This is a genomic window from Streptomyces sp. HUAS 31, from assembly GCF_028198125.1.
Taxonomy (GTDB): domain Bacteria; phylum Actinomycetota; class Actinomycetes; order Streptomycetales; family Streptomycetaceae; genus Streptomyces; species Streptomyces chartreusis.
This window is the reverse complement of the sequence record NZ_CP116353.1, coordinates 9111393-9130568: the sequence shown is the minus strand read 5'-3', so window position 1 is coordinate 9130568 and position 19176 is coordinate 9111393. Positions and strand designations below refer to the sequence as shown.

General features: G+C 71.7%; 14 protein-coding genes. 6 read left to right on the top strand and 8 right to left on the bottom strand.

The annotated features are described in order from the left end of the window. The first annotated feature begins 8 nt into the window (after positions 1-8). Positions 9-980 (top strand): hypothetical protein, encoded by a 972-nt coding sequence (locus tag PGH47_RS39730; RefSeq protein ID WP_271667500.1) that lies wholly within the window; start codon positions 9-11, stop codon positions 978-980. A gap of 102 nt (positions 981-1082) precedes the next feature. On the opposite strand, the gene PGH47_RS39725 is transcribed toward PGH47_RS39730, so the two are convergent. Both PGH47_RS39725 and PGH47_RS39720 read right to left on the bottom strand, forming a co-directional pair. Further along, positions 1083-2027 (bottom strand): lysylphosphatidylglycerol synthase transmembrane domain-containing protein, encoded by a 945-nt coding sequence (locus tag PGH47_RS39725; protein WP_271667499.1) that lies wholly within the window; start codon positions 2025-2027, stop codon positions 1083-1085. Next, entirely contained in the window at positions 2024-3520 is a 1497-nt protein-coding gene (locus PGH47_RS39720; RefSeq protein WP_271667498.1) for a hypothetical protein, read from the bottom strand. The genes PGH47_RS39725 and PGH47_RS39720 overlap by 4 nt, the downstream gene beginning before the upstream one ends. Positions 3521-3746: 226 nt before the next feature. On the opposite strand from PGH47_RS39720, the gene PGH47_RS39715 reads away from it, so the two are divergent. Next, a complete protein-coding gene (locus tag PGH47_RS39715; protein ID WP_271667497.1) occupies positions 3747-4427 on the top strand; it encodes a nucleoside/nucleotide kinase family protein in 681 nt (226 codons plus the stop codon). An 8-nt stretch (positions 4428-4435) separates the two neighbouring features. Here PGH47_RS39715 and PGH47_RS39710 read toward each other — a convergent pair whose 3' ends face one another. The 6 genes from PGH47_RS39710 to PGH47_RS39685 form a co-directional block, all read right to left on the bottom strand. After that, positions 4436-6301 carry a hypothetical protein gene (locus PGH47_RS39710; RefSeq protein WP_271667496.1) on the bottom strand — a complete coding sequence of 622 codons (1866 nt, stop codon included), beginning with the start codon at positions 6299-6301 and terminating at the stop codon, positions 4436-4438. A gap of 46 nt (positions 6302-6347) precedes the next feature. Beyond that, positions 6348-8066, bottom strand: coding sequence for a hypothetical protein (locus PGH47_RS39705; RefSeq protein ID WP_271667495.1), 1719 nt, complete (start codon positions 8064-8066; stop codon positions 6348-6350). A gap of 2 nt (positions 8067-8068) precedes the next feature. After that, the gene (locus PGH47_RS39700) at positions 8069-8971 is read right to left on the bottom strand and encodes a carbohydrate ABC transporter permease (RefSeq protein WP_271667494.1); all 903 of its coding nucleotides are present in this window, start codon (positions 8969-8971) and stop codon (positions 8069-8071) included. Further along, positions 8968-9879 carry a carbohydrate ABC transporter permease gene (locus tag PGH47_RS39695; protein WP_271667493.1) on the bottom strand — a complete coding sequence of 304 codons (912 nt, stop codon included), beginning with the start codon at positions 9877-9879 and terminating at the stop codon, positions 8968-8970. Before PGH47_RS39695 ends, PGH47_RS39700 begins: the two co-directional genes overlap by 4 nt. A gap of 114 nt (positions 9880-9993) precedes the next feature. Next, on the bottom strand, positions 9994-11325 hold the full coding sequence (locus PGH47_RS39690) for an extracellular solute-binding protein (RefSeq protein WP_030951689.1): 1332 nt from the start codon (positions 11323-11325) through the stop codon (positions 9994-9996). 274 nt (positions 11326-11599) lie between these two features. Continuing rightward, positions 11600-12733 (bottom strand): ROK family transcriptional regulator, encoded by a 1134-nt coding sequence (locus PGH47_RS39685; protein WP_271667492.1) that lies wholly within the window; start codon positions 12731-12733, stop codon positions 11600-11602. A 353-nt stretch (positions 12734-13086) separates the two neighbouring features. On the opposite strand from PGH47_RS39685, the gene PGH47_RS39680 reads away from it, so the two are divergent. The 4 genes from PGH47_RS39680 to PGH47_RS39665 all read left to right on the top strand — a co-directional run bounded on the left by PGH47_RS39680 (position 13087) and on the right by PGH47_RS39665 (position 18907). Beyond that, entirely contained in the window at positions 13087-13992 is a 906-nt protein-coding gene (locus PGH47_RS39680) for an N-acetylglucosamine kinase (RefSeq protein WP_271668265.1), read from the top strand. 186 nt (positions 13993-14178) lie between these two features. Further along, a complete protein-coding gene (locus tag PGH47_RS39675; protein WP_271667491.1) occupies positions 14179-16101 on the top strand; it encodes a phosphatase PAP2 family protein in 1923 nt (640 codons plus the stop codon). A 93-nt stretch (positions 16102-16194) separates the two neighbouring features. Further along, complete coding sequence (locus tag PGH47_RS39670; RefSeq protein WP_435887851.1) at positions 16195-17904, top strand: phospholipid carrier-dependent glycosyltransferase; 1710 nt, start codon at positions 16195-16197, stop codon at positions 17902-17904. Between the two features lie 55 nt (positions 17905-17959). Beyond that, on the top strand, positions 17960-18907 hold the full coding sequence (locus PGH47_RS39665; protein WP_271667490.1) for a MurR/RpiR family transcriptional regulator: 948 nt from the start codon (positions 17960-17962) through the stop codon (positions 18905-18907). Positions 18908-19176 lie beyond the last annotated feature (269 nt).

Sequence of the window (19176 nt, the reverse complement as noted above, 5' to 3'; positions counted from 1 at the left end):
AGACCCATATGGCGCGAGGCAATTTCAGGCGCGACTTCACGCCCGATTTCGACCCCGACTGCGGGGACTTCGCCCTGACCAGTGCCCGGCAGGACATCGTCATCGGCCGCTGGCAGGGGCTGCGGGAACTGCTGCGTTCCACCGGGCCCGACTGGCTGGCGCGGGGCCACCGGGTGCGGCTGCTGGCGCAGGCCTGCGCGGGCAGTTCCACGGTGGAGTCGTGGCTGGCCGCCGAGCCGCACAGCGGTGACGCGCTGGTGCTGCGGGCCGCCACGGAGACGGCGCGGGCGTTCAACGTGGCCATCAGCGCGGGCCGGGGCGTGCCGATCGACACGCATCGCATCGACACCGCGGTGCTGTCGTGCCTGAAGGCCGCCGACTCCTATCCGGACGATCCGACGCCGTGGATCTCGCTGATCTCGGTGGCCCGGCTGTATCCGAAGGGGGTGCGGCGGCAGGAACTGGGGCGCTGGTGGGACGAGTTGCACGGCCGTGACCCGTTCAGCGTGGAGGGTCATCTGCAGGTGCTCCACTACTACTCCTCGCGCTGGCACGGCACACACGGCCTGATGTACGACTTCGCCCGCGACGCGGCCGGGGTGGCACCGTCCGGCTGTCCGCTGCCGGTGCTCGTGCAGTACGCCCGGGTCGAGGAGTTCCGGTACGCCCTGGACGCGGCCAAGGGCCAGCACTCCTCCATGGGGATCGGCCAGCACTGGAGCAACGACGGCGCCGTCAGCGACGTACGCCGCACCTGGGACCGCTGGATCATGGGCCGCTCCGGGAACGACGTGGCGCCGGGCGAGCTGCGCGACCTCAACTACCTGGCCCATGCGGCCTGTCACGCGGGTGTCCATGACATCGCCGCGGCCCTGTTCCGGATGCTGGGGCATCGGGCCACGCGGGCTCCGTGGGCGTACACCGGCGATCCGGACAAGCAGTTCGTCAAGTGGCACCGGGAGGTGGGGATACGGGGCTGACCGGCCCGGGGTGGTGAGGCTGCCGTTACAGAACCGCAGGTCCCGGGGCAACCGTTGGTCCAAGGACACCTGAACCGGCCTGCCCGGAAACGCCTTTGGGGCTCACAGGGCCCGGCGCCGGACGAGGGCCGCGAGCACCCCCAGCCCGGGAAGCAGCGGCAGCCACACCGTCAGCAACCGGTAGCCGAGGACGGCCGAGGCGGCCGCCGTCGCCGTGGCGCCCGTGGTGGTGAGCGCGAAGGCGAGCACGGCGTCGAGCGAGCCGATGCCGCCGGGCGTGGGCAGCAGTGCGGCGGCACTGCTCGCGGCGAGATAGAGCAGCGCCACCCGTGCCGGGGCGAGGGGCATGGCGACGGCTCGGGTGACGGCGATCAGCACGGCGCAGTGCAGGACCACGAAGGCCAGCGAGCCTCCCCACAGGGCCGCCGCTCTCCCGGGTCGCGCGTGGACCGCCCCGACGTACGCCCGCACCGCGGTCAGGGCCTGTCGGCACCGGGGCCGCAGTGGGCCGGCCAGCACCAGGACCGCGAGTGTGGCTGCGGCGCTCACCCCGGCGACGAATTCGCCGTTGCCGTGCGGGAGGTGCAGTACGCCCGGGGAGGCCGCGAAGAGTACGGCGATCAGGACGCCACGCGCGATCCCGCCCGCGGTGCCCTTGACCGCGACGGCGATGGCGGCGTCGCCCAGCGATATGCCGCGGCGTATGAGGAAGCGCAGGTTCACCGCGGCCCCGCCCAGCCCGGCCGGCAGCACCTGGTTGGCGGCGGAGGCGGCGAACTGGCCCGCCACCAGCGGTCCGGGCGGTAACCGGCGCGGCACCGCCCCCTGCTGGGCGAGTGCCGAGCACGGCCAGGTCAGCAGGGTGGCCGCGGCGGCGAGAAGCAGCCAGCCCGGGTCGGCGACAGCCAGCCGGACCGCACCGGTCTCCAGCACCGGCCAGTGCCGCCGGGCCAGCAGGGCCACTGCCACCAGGACGGCCAGGGTGAGGGCGGTGTGCCAGTAGAGCCTGCCGCGCCGCAGAGGGGTGAGGATCTCCTGCGACGTCATGCCGTTCCGCCCGCGAGGGGCGCCGGGGCGATGCGGACGTCCATTCCGTCGAGGCGGTGGAGCTTCCAGTCCCGGGCGTGGTCGGGCGGTGTGCGGCCGGGCGCCGTGAGCACGCCGACCGGGAGACGGCGGGCGGTGTCCAGGATCTCGGCCCTGGTGATGTTGCCGTTGTGGCCGCCCGTCGAACCGGAGTGGCAGCCCGTGTAGTAGGCGACGGGGATGGCCTCGTGCCCGGTGAGCAGGCAGGGCGGGCGCACGCCGAGGCGGTGCAGTTCGGCGGCGGAACGGGCCCACTCGACGCGGGAGGCGGTCGTGCGGTCCACGGTGCGGTCCAGGACCGTGTACTGCACGGCCAGATGTCCGACGAGCACGAGCCCGGCCACGGCCGTGACCGCGGGGCGCCGGCGTCCGTTCGGTGCGGTGACCAGGTTGAACGCCGCGTCGGCGACCGGGATGGCGAGCAGGGCGTAGGCGGGCAGCAGGAAGCGGGGGGCCGCGTAGCCGATGAGGAACAGGTAGGGGAAGGCGGCCGTCGTGGCGCAGGCCAGCGGGATCAGGGTGCGGGCGGTGCGCCCGGCGCGGACCGCGACCGCGATGCCGTAGGCGGCGAGCAGGGGGACCAGGAACCACCAGGCGTACACGGACACGTGGGGCGTCGCCACGTCGCAGGGCCGGCACAGGGTGTTGCCGACCAGGCTGCGCAACTGGTCGTCGACGGCGAGGTTCCAGCCCAGGTCGCCCTGGATGCGGGAGGCCTCGTTCAGCCGCTCCCGCAGACCGCCGTAGCTGACGTACGCCTCGATGATCCACTGGAGGCCGCCGGCGGCGAGCCCAGTGGCGAGGGCGGCTCCGAGGCGCCACTGCCGGGCCGCCACGATGAGGACGAGCAGCGGCAGAGTGACCCAGACGGCGTCGGTGGGCCGCATCCACGACATCAGGGCGGCGCCGGCCAGGATGCCCCACGCGGCCCGGTCGTCGAGCCGGTCGAGGCGGGCGCGCACGAAGCAGCCGACGCAGAGCAGGGCGCCGAACGCGACCCAGAGGTTGGGCATGGCCTGGGGGCCGTAGAAAAGGGTCACCCACAGGGTGGCGAACAGGGCGCCCGCTGCGGCCAGGACGCGGGCCGGGAACAGGTGCCGCCAGGCGCGCAGGACCAGGTAGAGGGCGAGTCCGGACAGCACGGCGAGGTAGACGCGCAGCAGGACGGTGGAGGACGACCAGGAGGCGATGGGCCACACCAGCAGCGGGACGCCGCGTGCGCGGGGTGCGCTGAAGAACGCGGCCGGTGCGTCGGTGCCGACCTGGCTGACGTACACGACCTCGTCCCAGCCGAGGCCCAGCGAGGGCCGGACGAGCAGGAGTTGGAGGAGGGTGAAGGCGGCGGCCACCGCCGCGAGCAGGCCGCTGCCGCGGGCCCGCCAGTGCCTGCCGGACACGAGCGCCTCGTCGCGCCGCCCCGCACCGACGAGCATGGGCTTCGTGCCCTGAGCCATCGTCCACCCCTCACCCCTACGAGCCGTAGGGCGACTGAGCCCCATGTCCTGGCGAGTTGGACAACAGGAGCCGGAAATGATCAGAAACACCGACAAACTAACCTGAAAGGGGTGGGCGCGCAGAGCACCTTCGGCCAGGCGAATGACGGAAGCCCGCGACCGCACGGCCAACTGGGCCCGGTACACCGCCGGAAGTCTTCGCCGCGCGGGTGCCACACTCTGCTGTGTGACGTTGACCTTCGACGACCTCCTCGCCCGCGCCCGGTCCCTCACCCGGGACGGCCGGCGCGCCGTCCTCGGTATCGCCGGAAGCCCCGGCGCGGGCAAGACGACGCTGGCCGAACGCCTGGTCCGGGAGCTGAACGGCACCGGGGAGCCATGGGTCGCGCATGTGCCCATGGACGGCTTCCATCTCGCCGACGTCGAGTTGGAGCGGATCGGGCTGCGGGACCGCAAGGGCGCGCCCGACACCTTCGACGCGGCGGGGTACGCGGCGCTGCTGGGGCGGCTGCGCGGGGACGCCGAAGACGGGATCGTGTACGCGCCCGGCTTCGAGCGGGTGCTGGAGCAGCCGATCGCGGGGGTCGTGCCGGTGGAGCCGGCGGCCCGGCTGGTGGTGACCGAGGGGAACTACCTGCTGCTGGACACGGGCGCGTGGGCCCTGGTGCGGTCGCAGCTGGACGAGGTGTGGTTCTGCGAGCTCGACGAGGCGGAGCGGCTGCGGCGGCTGATCGCCCGGCACGAGCGGTTCGGCAAGTCGCACGAGCAGGCGGTGGCCTGGGTGATGCGCTCGGACCAGCCCAACGCGGAGCTGGTCGCCGCGACCCGGGACCGGGCCGATCTGATGGTGCCGGTCACGGCACTGTCCGCCCCGCACGAGCCGCCGACGGCTCGTGCGGGGGCGTGAGCGGCGGCCTACACGGCCGTCAGGGTCAGCTCCGGCTCGCCGTGGGCGTCGCCCGCGGCTTCGCCGATCACGGCGGTGAAGGACTCGGTGCGGACCGTGAGCGCTGAGCCGTCGGCTGCGAAGACCGGTGTGAAGGGGCCGGCCGGTCCGTAGCGCACGGCGAAGACGTGCAGGTCGTCCGGTGCGCCGGGGGCCGGTGCGGCCTCCAGAGCGGTCGTACCGACCAGGTGGCTCCAGCCCAGGTCGGGGTTGCCGTAGCCGCGTGGATCGGCGGCCAGGGCGAAGGCCGCCTCCTCCTGGGTGCGCTCGGCGCGGGCGTCGAAGTGGTCGACGCCGTCCGACTCGGGATGCGTCAGGCGCAGTTCACCGGCCGCCGTGACCTCGCCCTCGGCGGTGCGGCGCACCCGGTCGCCGTCGTCGGCGGCGTACGGCAGACCCGCCAGCAGATACGGCGTCCCGGGGAGCCGTTCCACCGCGACCGTCATCCACAGGCTGGTCCCGTCGGTGACGTACAGGGACCGCACATGGCGCAGGACGTGGTCGCGGCCGACGACGGGCTTGCTGACCAGCTTGGCCGTCAGGCCGTCGGCGGCGATGTCCCGGACCCTGGCCTCCCCCATCGGACGGCAGAACAGGAAGCCGTCCGTCACCGGGCCGAAGCCGTGCTGCCGGTTCACGGCCGCGGGCAGGTAGTAGGTGCCGGCGGCCTCGACCAGCGACGGGGTCATACGGTCGTCGAAGGCGACCGAGACACCGCCCGCGCGGAGTTGGTGGCGCGCCGGGGCGGTGGCCGGGGTGCGGTGCCAGGGCGTGGCGTCCTGGATCTGCCAGACCAGCATCCAGGCGAAGTGCCCGTCGATGCCGCCGTCCGCCTTGACCGCGTGCCGGCCCCTGGGGGTACCTCCCACGCCCTTTAGGCAGTGGGGGAGGGTGTCGCCACGGTAGCGGCCGAGGTCGGAGCCGATCCGGGCGCCGAAGTAGCGCAGCCCGAGGACCGACTCGAAGCCGCTGTGCTGCTCGCTGTAGCGCGGGCCGCCGTTGTCGAAGCCGCCGCCTGGGAGGCGGGCGTCGATGTAGCGGGCGAGCGCGTCGCCGTCCTCCGCGAAGACCGCCTCGCCGCTGACGCGGTGGGCCTGGGCCAGGAAGGAGAGTGAGATCGGCCCGTAGTTGTTGTCGTAGGCGCCGCCGTGCTCGGGAGGCAGCAGGGCACCCCGGTCGCGCACCCGGTGGGCACGGATCTCCCGCTCGTACAGGCGCAGGGCGCGCTCGCGCGTCTCGTCGGCGGCCGGAGCGGGGAGATGGCGGGCCAGCATCAGTCCGCCGACCACGCAGCCGATGGCCTGGTTGCCGGCCTCCTGCGGGTTGAAGAAGGTCGCCTCGGTCAGCCAGCGCCAGTATCCGCGGGCCACCCGCACGAGTTCGGCGCGCTGCTCGTCCCCGACGAGCCCTTCCGCCAGGTCCAGCAGGTTCACCGACTGGAGCAGCGCCCACACGGTGCTCGGCCAGTCGCCGATGGGATGGGCGCCCGCCTCCAGGACGTAACGGGCGTACGGCAGGCCGGTGCCGCGGGCCCTGAGGTTCGGGTAGCCGGGGTTGTCGTCGGTGTACACCCGCTCCCGCAGATGGAAGGCGAGGCTGCGCCGCACCGCCTCCGGCAGGCGGGGGTCCTTGCCGCGCTGCCAGGCGAGAGCGAGCAGGGAGGTGACGCCCAGTGAGGTGTCGCCGATGTCGTCGACGCAGTCCGGGTGCTCCAGGCCGCCCTCCGGCGTGAGCCGGGCGAGGGCCTCCTCGACGACGCCGGCGAGGACGGCGTCGTAGGCCTCGGGGGTGTCGGGAAGGTCGTGCAGTGGGCCGAGCTGGCGTGGGAGGTGCACGGGGTTCAACCCTTCATGCCTGGGGTGGCCATGGTGTGGTTCGGGGTCACTTGGCAGGTGCGGTACGGCGGGCGCGCAGTGCGACGGTCAGCGTGTGCGGGCCGAGTCCGCCCAGGTGGACACGGTTCCCGGTCGTCGCATCGGTGCCTCCCACCACGGTGTGGTCCTGCCCCGGGTCGTACCGCAGTGCCTCGCTCCGGTCCGGCCCGGCGAGCGGTTCGCCCGCCTCGACGTCGGCCTGGACCCGGATCTCGTCGTCACCGACCCGGTAGGTCATCGGCCCGGTCGTCAGGCACCAGCGTCCGTCGCCGATCGGCACGGCGCCCTCCGGCACGCCGTCCGGCCGGAAGGTCAGTTCGAGGGACCAGGGCACCCGTGGTCCGCTGATGTCGATCCGCAGGTCGGCACCGTCGTCCCTCAGGTCCACCTCGACGCGGGTCGTGTGGGAGACCTCGTCCCGGGGCCGGTCCGTGAAGGCCATCGCGGCAGAGAAGCGTCCCTCGTCCGCCACCCGGTAGGCGCCGTCGTCCCGTCGCAGGTCCGGTGGGAGCGGCTGGTAGTAGGCGGCCGTGAGGGTTTCGGTGAGCCGGTACCGGTTGTCGGCGAGTTGTTGCATGTCCTCGGCGCGGAACGGGCCGAGGTCGAAGAATCCCCGCGAGAGGCGGACCGCGTCGAGGACTGCGTCGCCGGCGAACAGGCGCAGGAAGGTGGGATTGCAGGCGAGGCCCGAGCGGATGCGCCGGTGCTCGGGCACGTCGGAGCCGCCGTACACCACCGTGTGCGCGGTGGCCGATGCGCGCACGGCGAGGCGCGCGGTGGTGAGGTACCGCTCGCGCCGGGGTGTCTGCGCGGCCGGTGCCGGCAGGACGCGGCACAGGTCCGGGGTCAGGAGGGTCTCGGCGAGCAGGTCGGGGTCGTCGATCCCGTCGGCGGCCGCCAGCCGCGCCGCGCGGGCGAAGTCACCCCGGCCGGTGCGGATCGCGAGCAGCCGGTAGTGCGGCAGGAAGGGCGCCAGCGGGAACGGGCCGTTCTGGTCCTGCCGTCGCGAGTGGACGGTCTCCACCGTGCCGTCCGGCCTGATGAGGTCCAGAGTCGTGGCGAGGTTGCGTTCGACGGCGCCCAGGAGGTCGGCGCGGTCGAGCACGTCGGCCAGCAACAGCAGCGAAGGGTTGGAGACGTGGGCGGCGTAGTTGGCGCTTCGTTCCGAGTACAGGCCCTCCGCGTCGATGTCGACGCCCTCGGCCAGCCACGCGTCGATGCGGTCGAGCAGCCGGTCGTCCGCGAACGACCGGTGCAGCCGGGCCAGCGCCGCGCACAGTTCCCATCGGTGATTCGGCGTGTGCACGCCGCCGGTCCGAAGGCTTTCGCAAGCCGCACCGGCGATCTCGGCGAGGACGTCCGCGGCCTCGCGCAGTTCCGGTCCCGCGCTCACGGCGATGACGTGCGCGTCGCACACGTCGTTGATCGTGAACGCGGAATCCGGGGGTGACTGCACGTTGTCGCCGCCGGCGAAGAGACCGGAGGGGCTCTGCACGGCCCGCAGAGCGGTGAGGTGCGTCATCGCGGCGGCGACGGCCCCGTCACTGCCGTGCAGCGTCGAGTCCGGTGAACGGTACGCCGCGAGCAGTGTCCTCACCCGGCGCGCCAGACCGCGATGGGACACACCGGCCGGCTCCTGGTCCGGGCGGGCCGCCAGCGGGACGGCCGGCCGGTCGGCGGCGCGGGCCACCGCACGGACGAACTCGCGGTCGAGCGTGATCTGCACGGTCAGTCCTTCAGCCCCGCGTTGATGTTGGCGTTCATGACGTAACGCTGGAACACCAGGAAGACCAGGATCAGCGGGATCATGGAGATGACCGAACCGCCGAGCAGCACCGACCAGTTGATGTTCTGCGCGCCGACGAGGCTCTGGATGCCGATCTGCACGGTGAACTTGCTGGGGTCGTTGAGCATCAGCAGCGGCCAGATGTAGTCGTTCCACCGCCACTGGAACGACAGGATGGCGAGCGTCAGCATGATGGGCCGGGAGACCGGAACCATGATCCTCAGGAAGATCGACAGCTCACGCGCGCCGTCGATGCGGGCGGCCTCGATGAGTTCGTCGGGGACCGTCAGGAAGAACTGGCGGAACATGAAGCATCCGGTCGCGGTGAGCACGGCCGGGAGGATGATGCCGCCGAGCGAGTTGTAGAGGCCGAGGTCGCGGACGACCAGGAACTCCGGGGCGAGCATGACCTCGGACGGCAGCATCGTGGTGGCCAGAATGCAGATGAAGAACACCTTGAGCCATGTGTTGTCGTACTTGGCCAGCGCGTACCCCGTACAGCAGCTCGCCCCCACCGTGAGGATCGTCGTGATCACGCACACGATGGCCGTGTTGACGAAGTACTGGGAGAAGTTGGCGCTGTCCCACGCCGCCGAGTAGCCCGACAGGGTGGGGTCGTGCGGAAGCACCGTCAGCGGAAGGGAGAACAGGTCCCCGGCCGGCTTGAAGGAGCTGAGGACGAACCACAGCACCGGCAGCCCGTAGAGGCACGCCATGATCCACAGCAGTGTCGTCGCCGACACCGCCTGTCGAAGTCCGCCGCTGCGCCCGCCGCGGGGCCGCTTCTTGGAGGCGGCGCGTCCGGATCCGCCGTCGACCGGGCGTGGCATGTCTGTGGTTGTCATCGGTTCTCCACCCGCCGGTTGACGATCAGCTGGATGACCGCGACGGCCATCAGGATGAGCATGAGCACGAACGAGGCGGCGCTCGCGTAGCCGATCTGGCCCCGGTTGAAGCCGGTCTGGTAGATGTACTGGACGAGGAGGTTGTTCGACGTACCCGGTCCGCCGTTGTTGAGGGAGACGAACAGCGGGTATTCCTTCATCGCGTTGATGGTGTTGAGCAGGATGACGATGAAGGAGGTGGGCGCGATGCTCGGCAGTGTGATGCTGATGAACTGTCGCCAGGGGCCCGCGCCGTCGAGCGAGGCTGCCTCGTAGTACGAGGTGGGCACGTTCTTGATCGCCGCGATGAACAGCAGCATCGAGAAGGCCGTTCCCCACCAGGCGCCCGCCATCACCACCACGCCCAGCGACAGGTCCGCGTTCGACTGCCACGCGATCGCGTCCCCACCGAGCTTCTCGATGACGTAGTTGATCAGTCCGAAGTTCTCACCGAACAGCCATCGCCACAGGACACCCACGACGATGGGCGAGATGAGCCACGGGACGAAGAAGATGACACGGGCGACCGACGAGCCCTTGGCCTGCTTGCTCACGACCAGGTTGGCGATGAGCAGCGAGAGCACGAAGTTCAGCGGAACGACGAGCACGGTGTACAGCAGCGTCCGGCTCAGCGCGTCGTAGAAGGTGGAGTCCCCGAACAGGTTGCTGTAGTTGTCCAGTCCGACGAACTGGAACGCCCCCACCCCCGTGTAGTTCGTGAAGGAGTAGACGAGCCCGATCACCGCCGGCCAGACGAAGAACAGCGAGAAGAGCACGACATTGGCCGCGATGAGGACGAGCGGCGCAAGGGTGTACTTGCTGCGTCTCCTGGGCGGACTCGCGGACACGGCCGAGGCGCGTTTTGTCATCTTCCTGACTCCGTGCTGGTGGAATGGGTTGCTGCGGGCTCACTCCATGAACCCGGCATCACGTGGAGTACAGGGCCGGGCGGCGGGTCGCACTCCGCCGCCCGGCCCTGTGGCCTATGACGCGCCGCCGACCTGCTGGTTGTAGCCGGCCACGATGTTCTCCAGGGCCTTGTCGGCCGACTGCTGGCCGTTGATCGCCTTTCCGAGCTCCGTCTTCGTCGGGTCCTCGGTGAGGCTCTTGCCCTTCAGCACCCAGTTCGTCTGCGCGCTGTTGAAGTAGCCGGAGATCGGGGCGTAGAGCGGGATCGACTCGTTGTACAGCTTGAACGCCGCCTGCGCCGCCTCGGAGGTGAAGGGGTACTTCGGGTTCAGGCCGCTCTCGACGGGCAGGAACCCGGACGCCTCGCACAGCGCCTGGTAGTGGGCCGGCTCATACAGCCAGGACAGGAACTTCGTCGCGGCCGCGGCCGCGTCGGCGTTGTTGTTGAAGCCGACCGTCATGCCGCCGCTGTTGACGTCGCTGGCCTGCACCGGCTCGGCCGGCGTCGGGACGCTGGCCCAGTCGAACTTCTTGATGCTCTCCGCGAAGGCGGGAACCTGCCACACGCCGGACCAGTAGGCGACCACGTCACCGCTCTGGAACATGGCCGACGGGTCGGCGCCGCTGGTCCACACCGACTTCGGCATGGTCTTGTCGTCGTTCAGTCCGACGAAGTACTTCACGGCCTTCTTGGTCGCCGCGTCCACCGAGAACTTGCCGGAGTCGTCCGCGTGGACGTACTTCCCGCCCATCTCGTACACCATGGCGCGCAGCCGGGACGGCGACTGGTCGAAGGTCAGGGAGTACTTGGCGCCGGTCTTCTCGCGGACCTTGTTCGCCGCCGCGATGAAGTCCTTCCAGGTCCAGGTCTTCGAGGGCGAGGTCGGGAAGGCGACGCCGGCCTTCTTGAACAGCGTCTCGTTGATGAACAGACCGGACGCGGTGACGTCCGAGGGGATGGACAGCACCTTCCCGGAGGAGTCCTTGGCGAGGAAGTTGGCGTTGATCTTGTTGCTCTTGTTGTTGGCGATGGAGCTGAGGTCGATCAGCTTGTTCGACCAGATCGGGTCCAGCGCCGGCACCGCCGCCACGTCGGGCAGGGAGTTCGCCTGCGCGGCGTTGTGCAGCTTCGTCGTGTAGCCGTCGTAGGGAATGTTGACGAGCTTGACGTCGACGCCGGCTTCCTTCTTGTACTGCGCCACCATCTTCTTCCAGCCCGCGTCCTGCCCCGGAACCGTGGAGATCCAGAACGTCAGCGACTTGGAGTTTCCGCCCGAGCCGGACCCCGACCCGCCGCAGGCGGAGAGGAGCAGGGCACCTGCCGTGGCCACAGCAGCGAGGGGAATGACACGGCGTATACCGCCGCGACCGAGTCGGCGAGAGCGCCGCACACCCACACTGGTCATCTTCGATCCCTTTTCGTCGTAGCGGAGGAAGCACGGGGCCTGCCGAGGCGGCACGGGTGCGTTCTGCGGGAAATTTCGCCTTCCGGGGGCGCGGCCTCGCCCGGCCGCATCGCCTCGACGGGTGGGATCCCCGGCCATGAGGGCCGTCGTCGCACAAGCACGCCCTCGTGCGGCTGCCGTACTTCGCGTACGGGCGGGATGCTCAACCCAAGCCGGCGTCCCGGCCGACTTAGAAAGCGCTTGTCCGGACATTGGCAGATCGAGTCGGAGGCCGTCAATCCTTCGCCCCCGCGGTCTCGGTCACGGTTTGGACTCCTCGGGTGACCGCGAGGCGGGCGGCGCCCACGACCGTGCCGAGGTCACCGACCATGCTGCTGACGACTTCGGTGGGCCAGCTCAGCCGGGCGAGTTCCGCCCGCACACCGGGCAGGATCTGCGGGTCGGCGCCGGTGCTGCCGCCGAGCACGATCAGTCCGGGGTCCAGTACGGCGGTCACGGCGGCGGCGAGCCGGCCTACGTCGACGGCATGGCGGTCGATCACCGCGCGGGCCGTGGCCCGGCCCTCCCCCGCCCTGGCGAAGAGCTGATCGGCGGTGCGCGGGCACGGCCCGTCCTCGTCCGGCCAGGCCTCGGCCGCCCGCCGCAGGAGCGAGCGGGCGCCGATGTACTCCTCCAGGGCCTCGTGGCGCGGCTCTCGGCCGTCGTCCCAGGGGTAGGGCAGCCGGGCCAGCTCACCGGCCGCGCCGTTGGCTCCGCGCAGCACCTCGCCGCCGACCACGATGCCGAGGCCGATGCCGACGCCGATCCGCAGGTAACCGAAGGTGCGTCGGCCGCGCGCGGCGCCCTCGTGCAGTTCGGCGAGCGCGGCGCAGTTGACGTTGTTCTCGAGGTGGACGGGCACGCCCGGCGGCAGGGCGACGGCCATGGCGTCGAAGACGGGGCCGGCCTTGGCCGTGGCGGGGCGCATGCGGGCGCCCTCCTTCTCGCGTGCGGTGACGTCGCCGACGGCGACGACGACGGCGCGCAGCGGGGCGCCGGCGGGCAGCGCGGCAAGCGCCTCGCGCACTACCTCGGCGGCCTCGTCCCGGGTCCCGGTGGCCTGGGCGAGCAGGGTGCCGTCCAGGGCGCAGCCGCGCACCCGGGTCAGCGCGGGACCGAGGTCCACGGCGAGCACCGCCCCGGCGGCGGGCCCGAGCCCGTACACGGCGGCCGAGCGGCCCGTACCGCCGGAGGCCGTGCCGGAGTGGGCGGCCAGCCGGGCGCTCTCCAGCTCCGCGACGGCGGAGGACACGGTGGGCTTGGACAGGCCGGCCAGGCTCGCGAGCTGCGGCCGGGTCGCGCTGCCCGCCCCGGCGAGCACAGCGAAGACCGCGCTTGCGCTCTCGGTCAGGCGGGGGGCTTCCGCCACGTCGTCTATCACAGTTCTCCCACGGGTCACGGGCCGCTCAGTGGTCGAGTGCGCGATGCCTCTTGACGCACTGTACTTCGTTAGTTAACTTCCTAACGAACTTCACGGTACTCGCCTGCCGTGTCCGCCAGAAGCCCGTCCCGGGGCTCCGTTAGTTCACCAACTCCCTTGATTCCAGGCATGGTTCGCCCGTCAGGGCGCTTCGCCGGCTGTGCCGCCCAGGGTCGTCGGTCGTCCGCGGCGTCATCGTGCTTGATCGCGCTCACGCCGCGGAGCCGCATGTCGACACGGCCTCGCACCCTTCCGGGGCGCTGCCGAACCGCCTGCGCCGGCGCAACGACGAGAGAGGTTCCGTGCAGGACTTCACGCCCCTCGTGATCGGTATCGACGTCGGCGGCACCAAGACGCATCTCCGCGCGTACGCGGGGGACGACCTGGTCGCCGATCACGTCCGGACGAGCAGTGGCTGGCGGCCGCACGATCCGGTGGCCGCCGCCGGATGGCTGGCGGCGCTCGTCGCCGGCGCCCTGCCGAAGGGGGTGCGTCCGGCCGCCCTCTCGGTGGGCGGGCACGCCTGCGAGACCTCGCGCCAGTGCGCCCAGATCCGTACCGCTCTCCAACTGCACTTCGACGCGCCCGCGTCGGTGGTCGGCGACGCCGAACTGCTCGTTCCCGCAGCCGGGTTGGACAAGGGCGTCGGCCTGGTCGCCGGCACCGGTTCCGTCGCGGTGGGCCGGCTGGCCGACGGCACTTCGGTCCAGGTCGGCGGCTGGGGCGCGGTCCTCGGAGACGAGGGCGGCTCGGCCGGTCTCGTCCGCGAGGCCGCACGGGCCGTATGGGCGGCGCACGACCTCGGCGAGGAACCCGACGCACTGGCGCTCGGGCTCATCGACGCTTTCCAGGTTCCCGAAGTGCCCGCGCTCGGGGCGGCGTTGGAGAGCGCGAAGAGCCCTTCCGCGGACTGGGGCCGGCACGCGCCGGTGGTGTTCGCCGCCGCGGCGGCGGGTTCGCCGCTCGCCCGCGCGGTGATCGACGAGGGCGGCCGGTCGCTGGCCGCGCTGGTCGAGCAACTCGCCGCGCGCGGGGTGCCGGTGGACGACATCGTGATCGCCGGCAGCACGATTCTCGCCCAGCCCGGCCTGTACGACGCGTTCACCGCCGCGCTCGCCGACAGCGTGGCTGTGCCGGGGGCACAGCCACGGCTCCTGGAAGTGCCGCCGGTGGAGGGGGCCGTGGCGCTCGCGCGTTCACTCCTGTGACATCCGCCGGACACCGGGGCATCCCGGGTCCGACACGACTCGCCCGTAGTTCTTCGCTCGCAGGACTCGATCCCGACCGCAGGGCGCCTCGTGCGCCGCACGCCCTTTCGCCGCGTGCCGGTCGGTCGGGTCGATCGTTTCGATCTCCTCCCGGCCGTTCGGCCGAAGAATCCGAGAGAGGCACTCATGCCGTCACCCTCCGGGGACCTGGCCACCCCGTCCCTCGACAGAAGGCGCTTTCTCCTGACCTCCGTCGGAGGCGGCGCGGCGCTCGTCGTGGTGCCCGCCGTCGCCGGTTGGCTGCCCGCCGCCGATGCCAAGGCCGCCGTACGGGCGGCCGCGTTCGTCGACGACTACAGGACCAACGTCGTCGCGAACCAGACGCCCGAGACCAACGCGGTGGTCCGGATCCTCGGCGGCTTCGCGAAGGTGTGGAAGACCGGCGGCGCCTGGAACACCGGCACGCCGCTGATGCCCGAGGTGCTGCGCGCCAACATGCGCTACTGCGCCCGCGTCACCGCCGCGCGCACGGACGCCCAGGCGAAGGAATCGTTCGTCGTCGACCGTCAGCACCAGAGCTACTCGGTCATCGCCGGGCTCGGTCCGCTGGCGGAGCTGTACAGGACCGGCGCCAAGGCGGTCACCTCGATCACCGGCGCCCCGGACGGCACGCCCGCCGGGAAGATCAGCGACGCGGTGCCCGCCGGCGCCCCCGCCGGTTCCGCGATCGGCGCCGGTTCCTACGAGTCGGACCTCGGCCAGGTGGCCAGGCTGGTCGACACGGTGCGCGGCCCGTTCGCCTCCGGGAACCCGGCCAAGTTCGCCTTCCAGTACCCGCGTCCCTGGCGGATGAACGAGGACAGCGAGGTCGTGGACACCGGGGCGAAGGACGCCTTCGGCTTCCCGGTCTACGACTCGCGGGTGAGCGTCGCCCCGCAGCTGCTGCGCCAGCGGGCCGAGACCCCGGCCGAGGACGGCGGCTTCCCCAGCGGGCACACCAACGCCCTGCACCTGGCGGCCCTGGCGTACGCCTACGCCGTGCCCGAGCGCTTCCAGGAGCTGGTGACCGGCGCCTTCGAGCTGAGCCACACCCGGATCGTCGCCGGCATGCACTCCACCGTCGACGTCCTGGGCGGCCGCGTGATGGCCACGGCCCTGGCCGCCGCCGCCCTCGCCGACCCGGCCAACGCCGAACTCAAGGCCGCCGCTCGCGCCCAGGCCCTGGCCTACTTCCGGCAGCACACCAACACCACGGCCGACACGCTGTACGCCTACGCCCACTCGGCCGGCACCGACACCGACCCGTACGCCGACCGCGAGTCCAACGCCCGTACGGTCCGTCCCAAGCTGACCTATGTCCTGACCCGGCAGGGCCGTCACGAGCCGCTGACCGTGCCCAAGGGCGCCGAGGTGCTGCTGGAGACACGCCAGCCCTATCTGACCGCGGCCCAGCGCCGCGAGGTGCTGCGCACGACCGCACTGCCGGCCGGGTACGTCCTGCTCGACGGCTTCGAACAGTGGGGGCGGCTGGACCTCTTCTCGGCCGCCGACGGCTACGGCGCCTTCGACTCCGACGTGACCGTCACTCTCGACGCGGCCGCCGGGGGCTTCGGCGCGACGGACAGCTGGCGCAACGACATCAGCGGCGAGGGCGGCCTGACCAAGCGCGGCACCGGCACCCTCACCCTGTCGGGCCACAACCGCTTCCACGGCGGCACGGTCGTCGAGGGCGGCGTGCTCGTCGGGGCCTCCGCGAACGCCCTCGGCCAGGGCGACGTGCGCGTCCTGGGCGGCACGCTGCGCGCGGTCAAGGTGCTGCGGGTGCGCGGCGCGTACGTCCAGGAGGGCGACACGCGACTGGAGCTGCCGCTGCGCAGGGACCACGGCCCGGCGCTCGAGGTGTCCGGCCGGGTCGTGCTGGGCCGCGGCACTGTGCTGTCGCTGCGCCTGGACCCCGAGCGCCCGCCGGTCGCGGGGAGCACGGTTCCCGTCGTCGCGGCGCAGCGGCTGCGCGGCGAGTTCGACCGGATCGAGGTGAACTCACCCGCTCTGCGAGCCGTACCCGTCTACACGACGGAAGGTCTGTCGGTACGACTCCTGAGGCGGTAACCGCGTCCCGGGCGGAAGCTGATGCAGAGTGGGCCCATGGGCCGCCCGAGAATCAGCTTCCGCCGTCCCGGGGCCGACGGTGCCGCGGAGCGGATGATGGCGCTCGAACAGCAATCGGCCTCGAAGCCGGTCACGCCCCCGACCACGGTTCCGGCTGCTGAGGGGCTCGCCGACCCACCCGTCGCCCGGCGCCGGCGACGACCCGTCCGGCGCCTGCTCGTCCCGCTCCTGGTGGTCCTGCTGCTCGGTCAGATGGCCGTCGCGATGGTGACGACCGCGGTGCGGCAGACGCCGACCATCGACGAACCCGTGTACGTCGGCACGGCGGCCGAGTATCTGCACGAGCACGAGGTGGTCCACAACCCCGAGCATCCGCCGCTCGGCAAGCTGGTCATCGGCGTCGGTGTGGCCCTCGCCGATCCGCGTGTCGATGCCTCCTTCACCGGCGATCAGGGCCGGTTGGGGCGCCATCTGCTGTACGAGTCCGGGAACGACCCGTGGCGTGTGATGCTGTTCGCGCGGCTGCCGGTGATCGCCCTGACGCTCGCGTTCGGGCTGGTCGTGTTCGCCTTCGCCCGGGAACTCGCCGGTGCGGCGGGCGGTTTGGCGGCGCTCGGCCTGTACGCCTTCTCCCCCGACCTCGTCGCGCACGGCTCGCTCGCCACACTGGACGTGCCGGCGGCCGGTTTCGTGCTGACGTCCGTCTGGCTGCTGTGGCGGGCCCGCCATCGGCCCCGGCTGTACGTGCCCTTGGCCGGGGCGGCGCTCGGGGCGGCCCTGGCGACGAAGATGAGCATGCTCGCGGCGATCCCGGTGCTGATGGCGCTCGCCGGCCTGTCGGTGTGGTGCGCGCGAGAGCCCTCTCGGCCTCGTCGGCGGGCAGTGGTGCGGGCCGCGGCCGGCGCCGGCGTCCTGGTGCTGGTCGCGATCGCGGTCGTATGGGCGTCGTATCTCGTGGTGGATCCACGGCTGCGCTGGGCGCCGGAGCAGCCCGTGCCCGCGGTGCGCGGACTGCGCGGGCTGGTCGTGGACCTGCTGCCGTTCCCGGAGGCGTACCGGGACGGCATGCGCGTGCAGTTCCACTTCGAGGACTACCCGTGGCAGGGCTTTCTGTTCGGCCGGCTCTACACCGGGTCGCTCTGGTACTACCTGCCGGCCGCGCTGCTGGTGAAGACGCCGCTCGGCATGCTCGCGCTGTGGGCCGCGGGCGCCGTCACCCTGGTGGCCGTGCGGCGGCTGCGGCCCGTGGCGCCGTATCTGCTGGTACCGACGGCCGTACTGCTCGGCGCGGCCATGCTCGGGTCGCGGGACTTCGGCACGCGGTACGCGGTGTTCGTGCCGATGTTCCTGGCGGTGGCGGCGGGTTGTGTCCTGGTGGTGCGCCGGCGGTGGGTGCCGGCGGCGGTCGGCGCGCTGGTGCTGTTCGTCGCGGTGAGCTCGCTGCGCACCTACCCCTACTATCTGCCGTACTCCAACGAGGCGTTCGGCGGTCCGGCGAAGACCCATCTGCGGCTGCACGACTCGAACGTCGACTGGGGACAGGACCTGGGCCGGCTCGCGGACCGGCTGCGTGAGCGGTACCGGGGCGAGCGGATCTGGCTCGTCTACAAGGGCAGCGGGGTGCCGTCGTACTACGGAATCCACGCCTCCGATCCGCGCCGGGCGGACCCCGGTGAGGTGCGCGGACTGCTGGTGGTGTCGGACTCCGCGGCGGCCAAGGCGACCGGACGGCTGGCCGAACTGATCGCCGGCAGTCGGCCGATCGACGGCGTCGGTCATTCGATCACGATCTATCGTCGCTGAGTGGAGCGCATGAGCGGACCGGGTCGACACGGTGTGTGAGCTATGTTGAGGCACTGTGGGAGACAAAAGAGGCGCACCGGCGCCATCGCCCCAGCAGGCACGCGCACAGGCATCCGCCATCACCTCCGGAAAGTCGGTGCCGGAGACCGGGGTGTCCCCGACTTCCCAGCTCAGGACGCTCTTCGACCAGCCCCGGCTCTCCCCCGGGCAGCGGCGCATCGCGCAGTACCTGATCGAGCACATCACCGAGGCGGCGTTCCTTTCGATCACCGACCTCGCCGAACGGGCCGGCGTCAGCCAGCCCTCCGTGACCCGGTTCGCCGCCGCCGTCGGCTTCAGCGGTTACCCGGCGCTACGGGAGAAGCTCCAGGCGATCGCGCTGGGCGCCCTGTCCGGCGGCCCGGTGGCGGCGGAGGAGAACGGCGCCAACGAACTCCAGTCGGCCGTGGACGCCGAGATCGACAACCTGGAGAACCTGCGGCGCGACTTCGCCGACCCGGACCAGTTGATCGACGTCGGCCGCAAGCTGTCGCAGTCGACCCCGCTGACCATCCTCGGGCTGCGCATCTCCGCCTCGCTCGCCGAGTACTTCGCCTACGCCGCACGACGTATCCACCCGGACGTCCGGCTGGTGACGCGGGGCGGCAGTGTCGCCTACGACGCGCTGCTCCAGTCACGGGAGGCGGGCGGCACCTGGGTGCTGGCGTTCTCCATGCCGCGGCACGCGCAGGAGACGCTGACCGCGGTGCGGGTCGCGCGCAGCGCCGGGCTGCGGGTCGCCCTGGTCACGGATCTGGCGCTCGGCCCGGTGGCGGACACGGCCGACGTGGTCTTCGCGACCGGCACCGGATCGCGGCTGGTCTTCGACTCGTACGCCGCGCCCGGCGTGATGGCCGCAGCGCTGCTCCAGGCCATGACCGACGCGGACCCGGAGCGGACGCAGGCGCGGCTGGAGGACTACGAGCAGATCTCCGACCAGCACCAGTTCTTCCTGCGCGACTGACCCTCGTACCGCCTGCCCGAAAGGGCACCCCTCGCACACCGGTGAATACCGGAGCACAGGGGAACCTTTCACATCAAAGCGCGCATGAATGTTTTCATACGTCTTGCAAACCAGACGGCATATATAAATACTTCACACCGCACCACCCGCCCGCGAAAGCAGTCGGACCGCTCATGCGCACGTCACCCCATCCGTCGTGCGACTGCCGTCTGCCTTCCGGGCTCCATTGCGAACAGCCGTGGCCGCCGTCTCCTACCCGCGTCGGCGTT

Coding starts and splice junctions, on each gene's coding strand:
- PGH47_RS39725 (WP_271667499.1), bottom strand. CDS start 2,027: ATGACGTCGCAGGAGATCCTCACCCCTCTGCGGCGCGGCAGGCTCTAC.
- PGH47_RS39690 (WP_030951689.1), bottom strand. CDS start 11,325: ATGACCAGTGTGGGTGTGCGGCGCTCTCGCCGACTCGGTCGCGGCGGT.
- PGH47_RS39670 (WP_435887851.1), top strand. CDS start 16,195: ATGATGGCGCTCGAACAGCAATCGGCCTCGAAGCCGGTCACGCCCCCG.
- PGH47_RS39675 (WP_271667491.1), top strand. CDS start 14,179: ATGCCGTCACCCTCCGGGGACCTGGCCACCCCGTCCCTCGACAGAAGG.
- PGH47_RS39700 (WP_271667494.1), bottom strand. CDS start 8,971: ATGACAACCACAGACATGCCACGCCCGGTCGACGGCGGATCCGGACGC.
- PGH47_RS39695 (WP_271667493.1), bottom strand. CDS start 9,879: ATGACAAAACGCGCCTCGGCCGTGTCCGCGAGTCCGCCCAGGAGACGC.
- PGH47_RS39720 (WP_271667498.1), bottom strand. CDS start 3,520: ATGGCTCAGGGCACGAAGCCCATGCTCGTCGGTGCGGGGCGGCGCGAC.
- PGH47_RS39730 (WP_271667500.1), top strand. CDS start 9: ATGGCGCGAGGCAATTTCAGGCGCGACTTCACGCCCGATTTCGACCCC.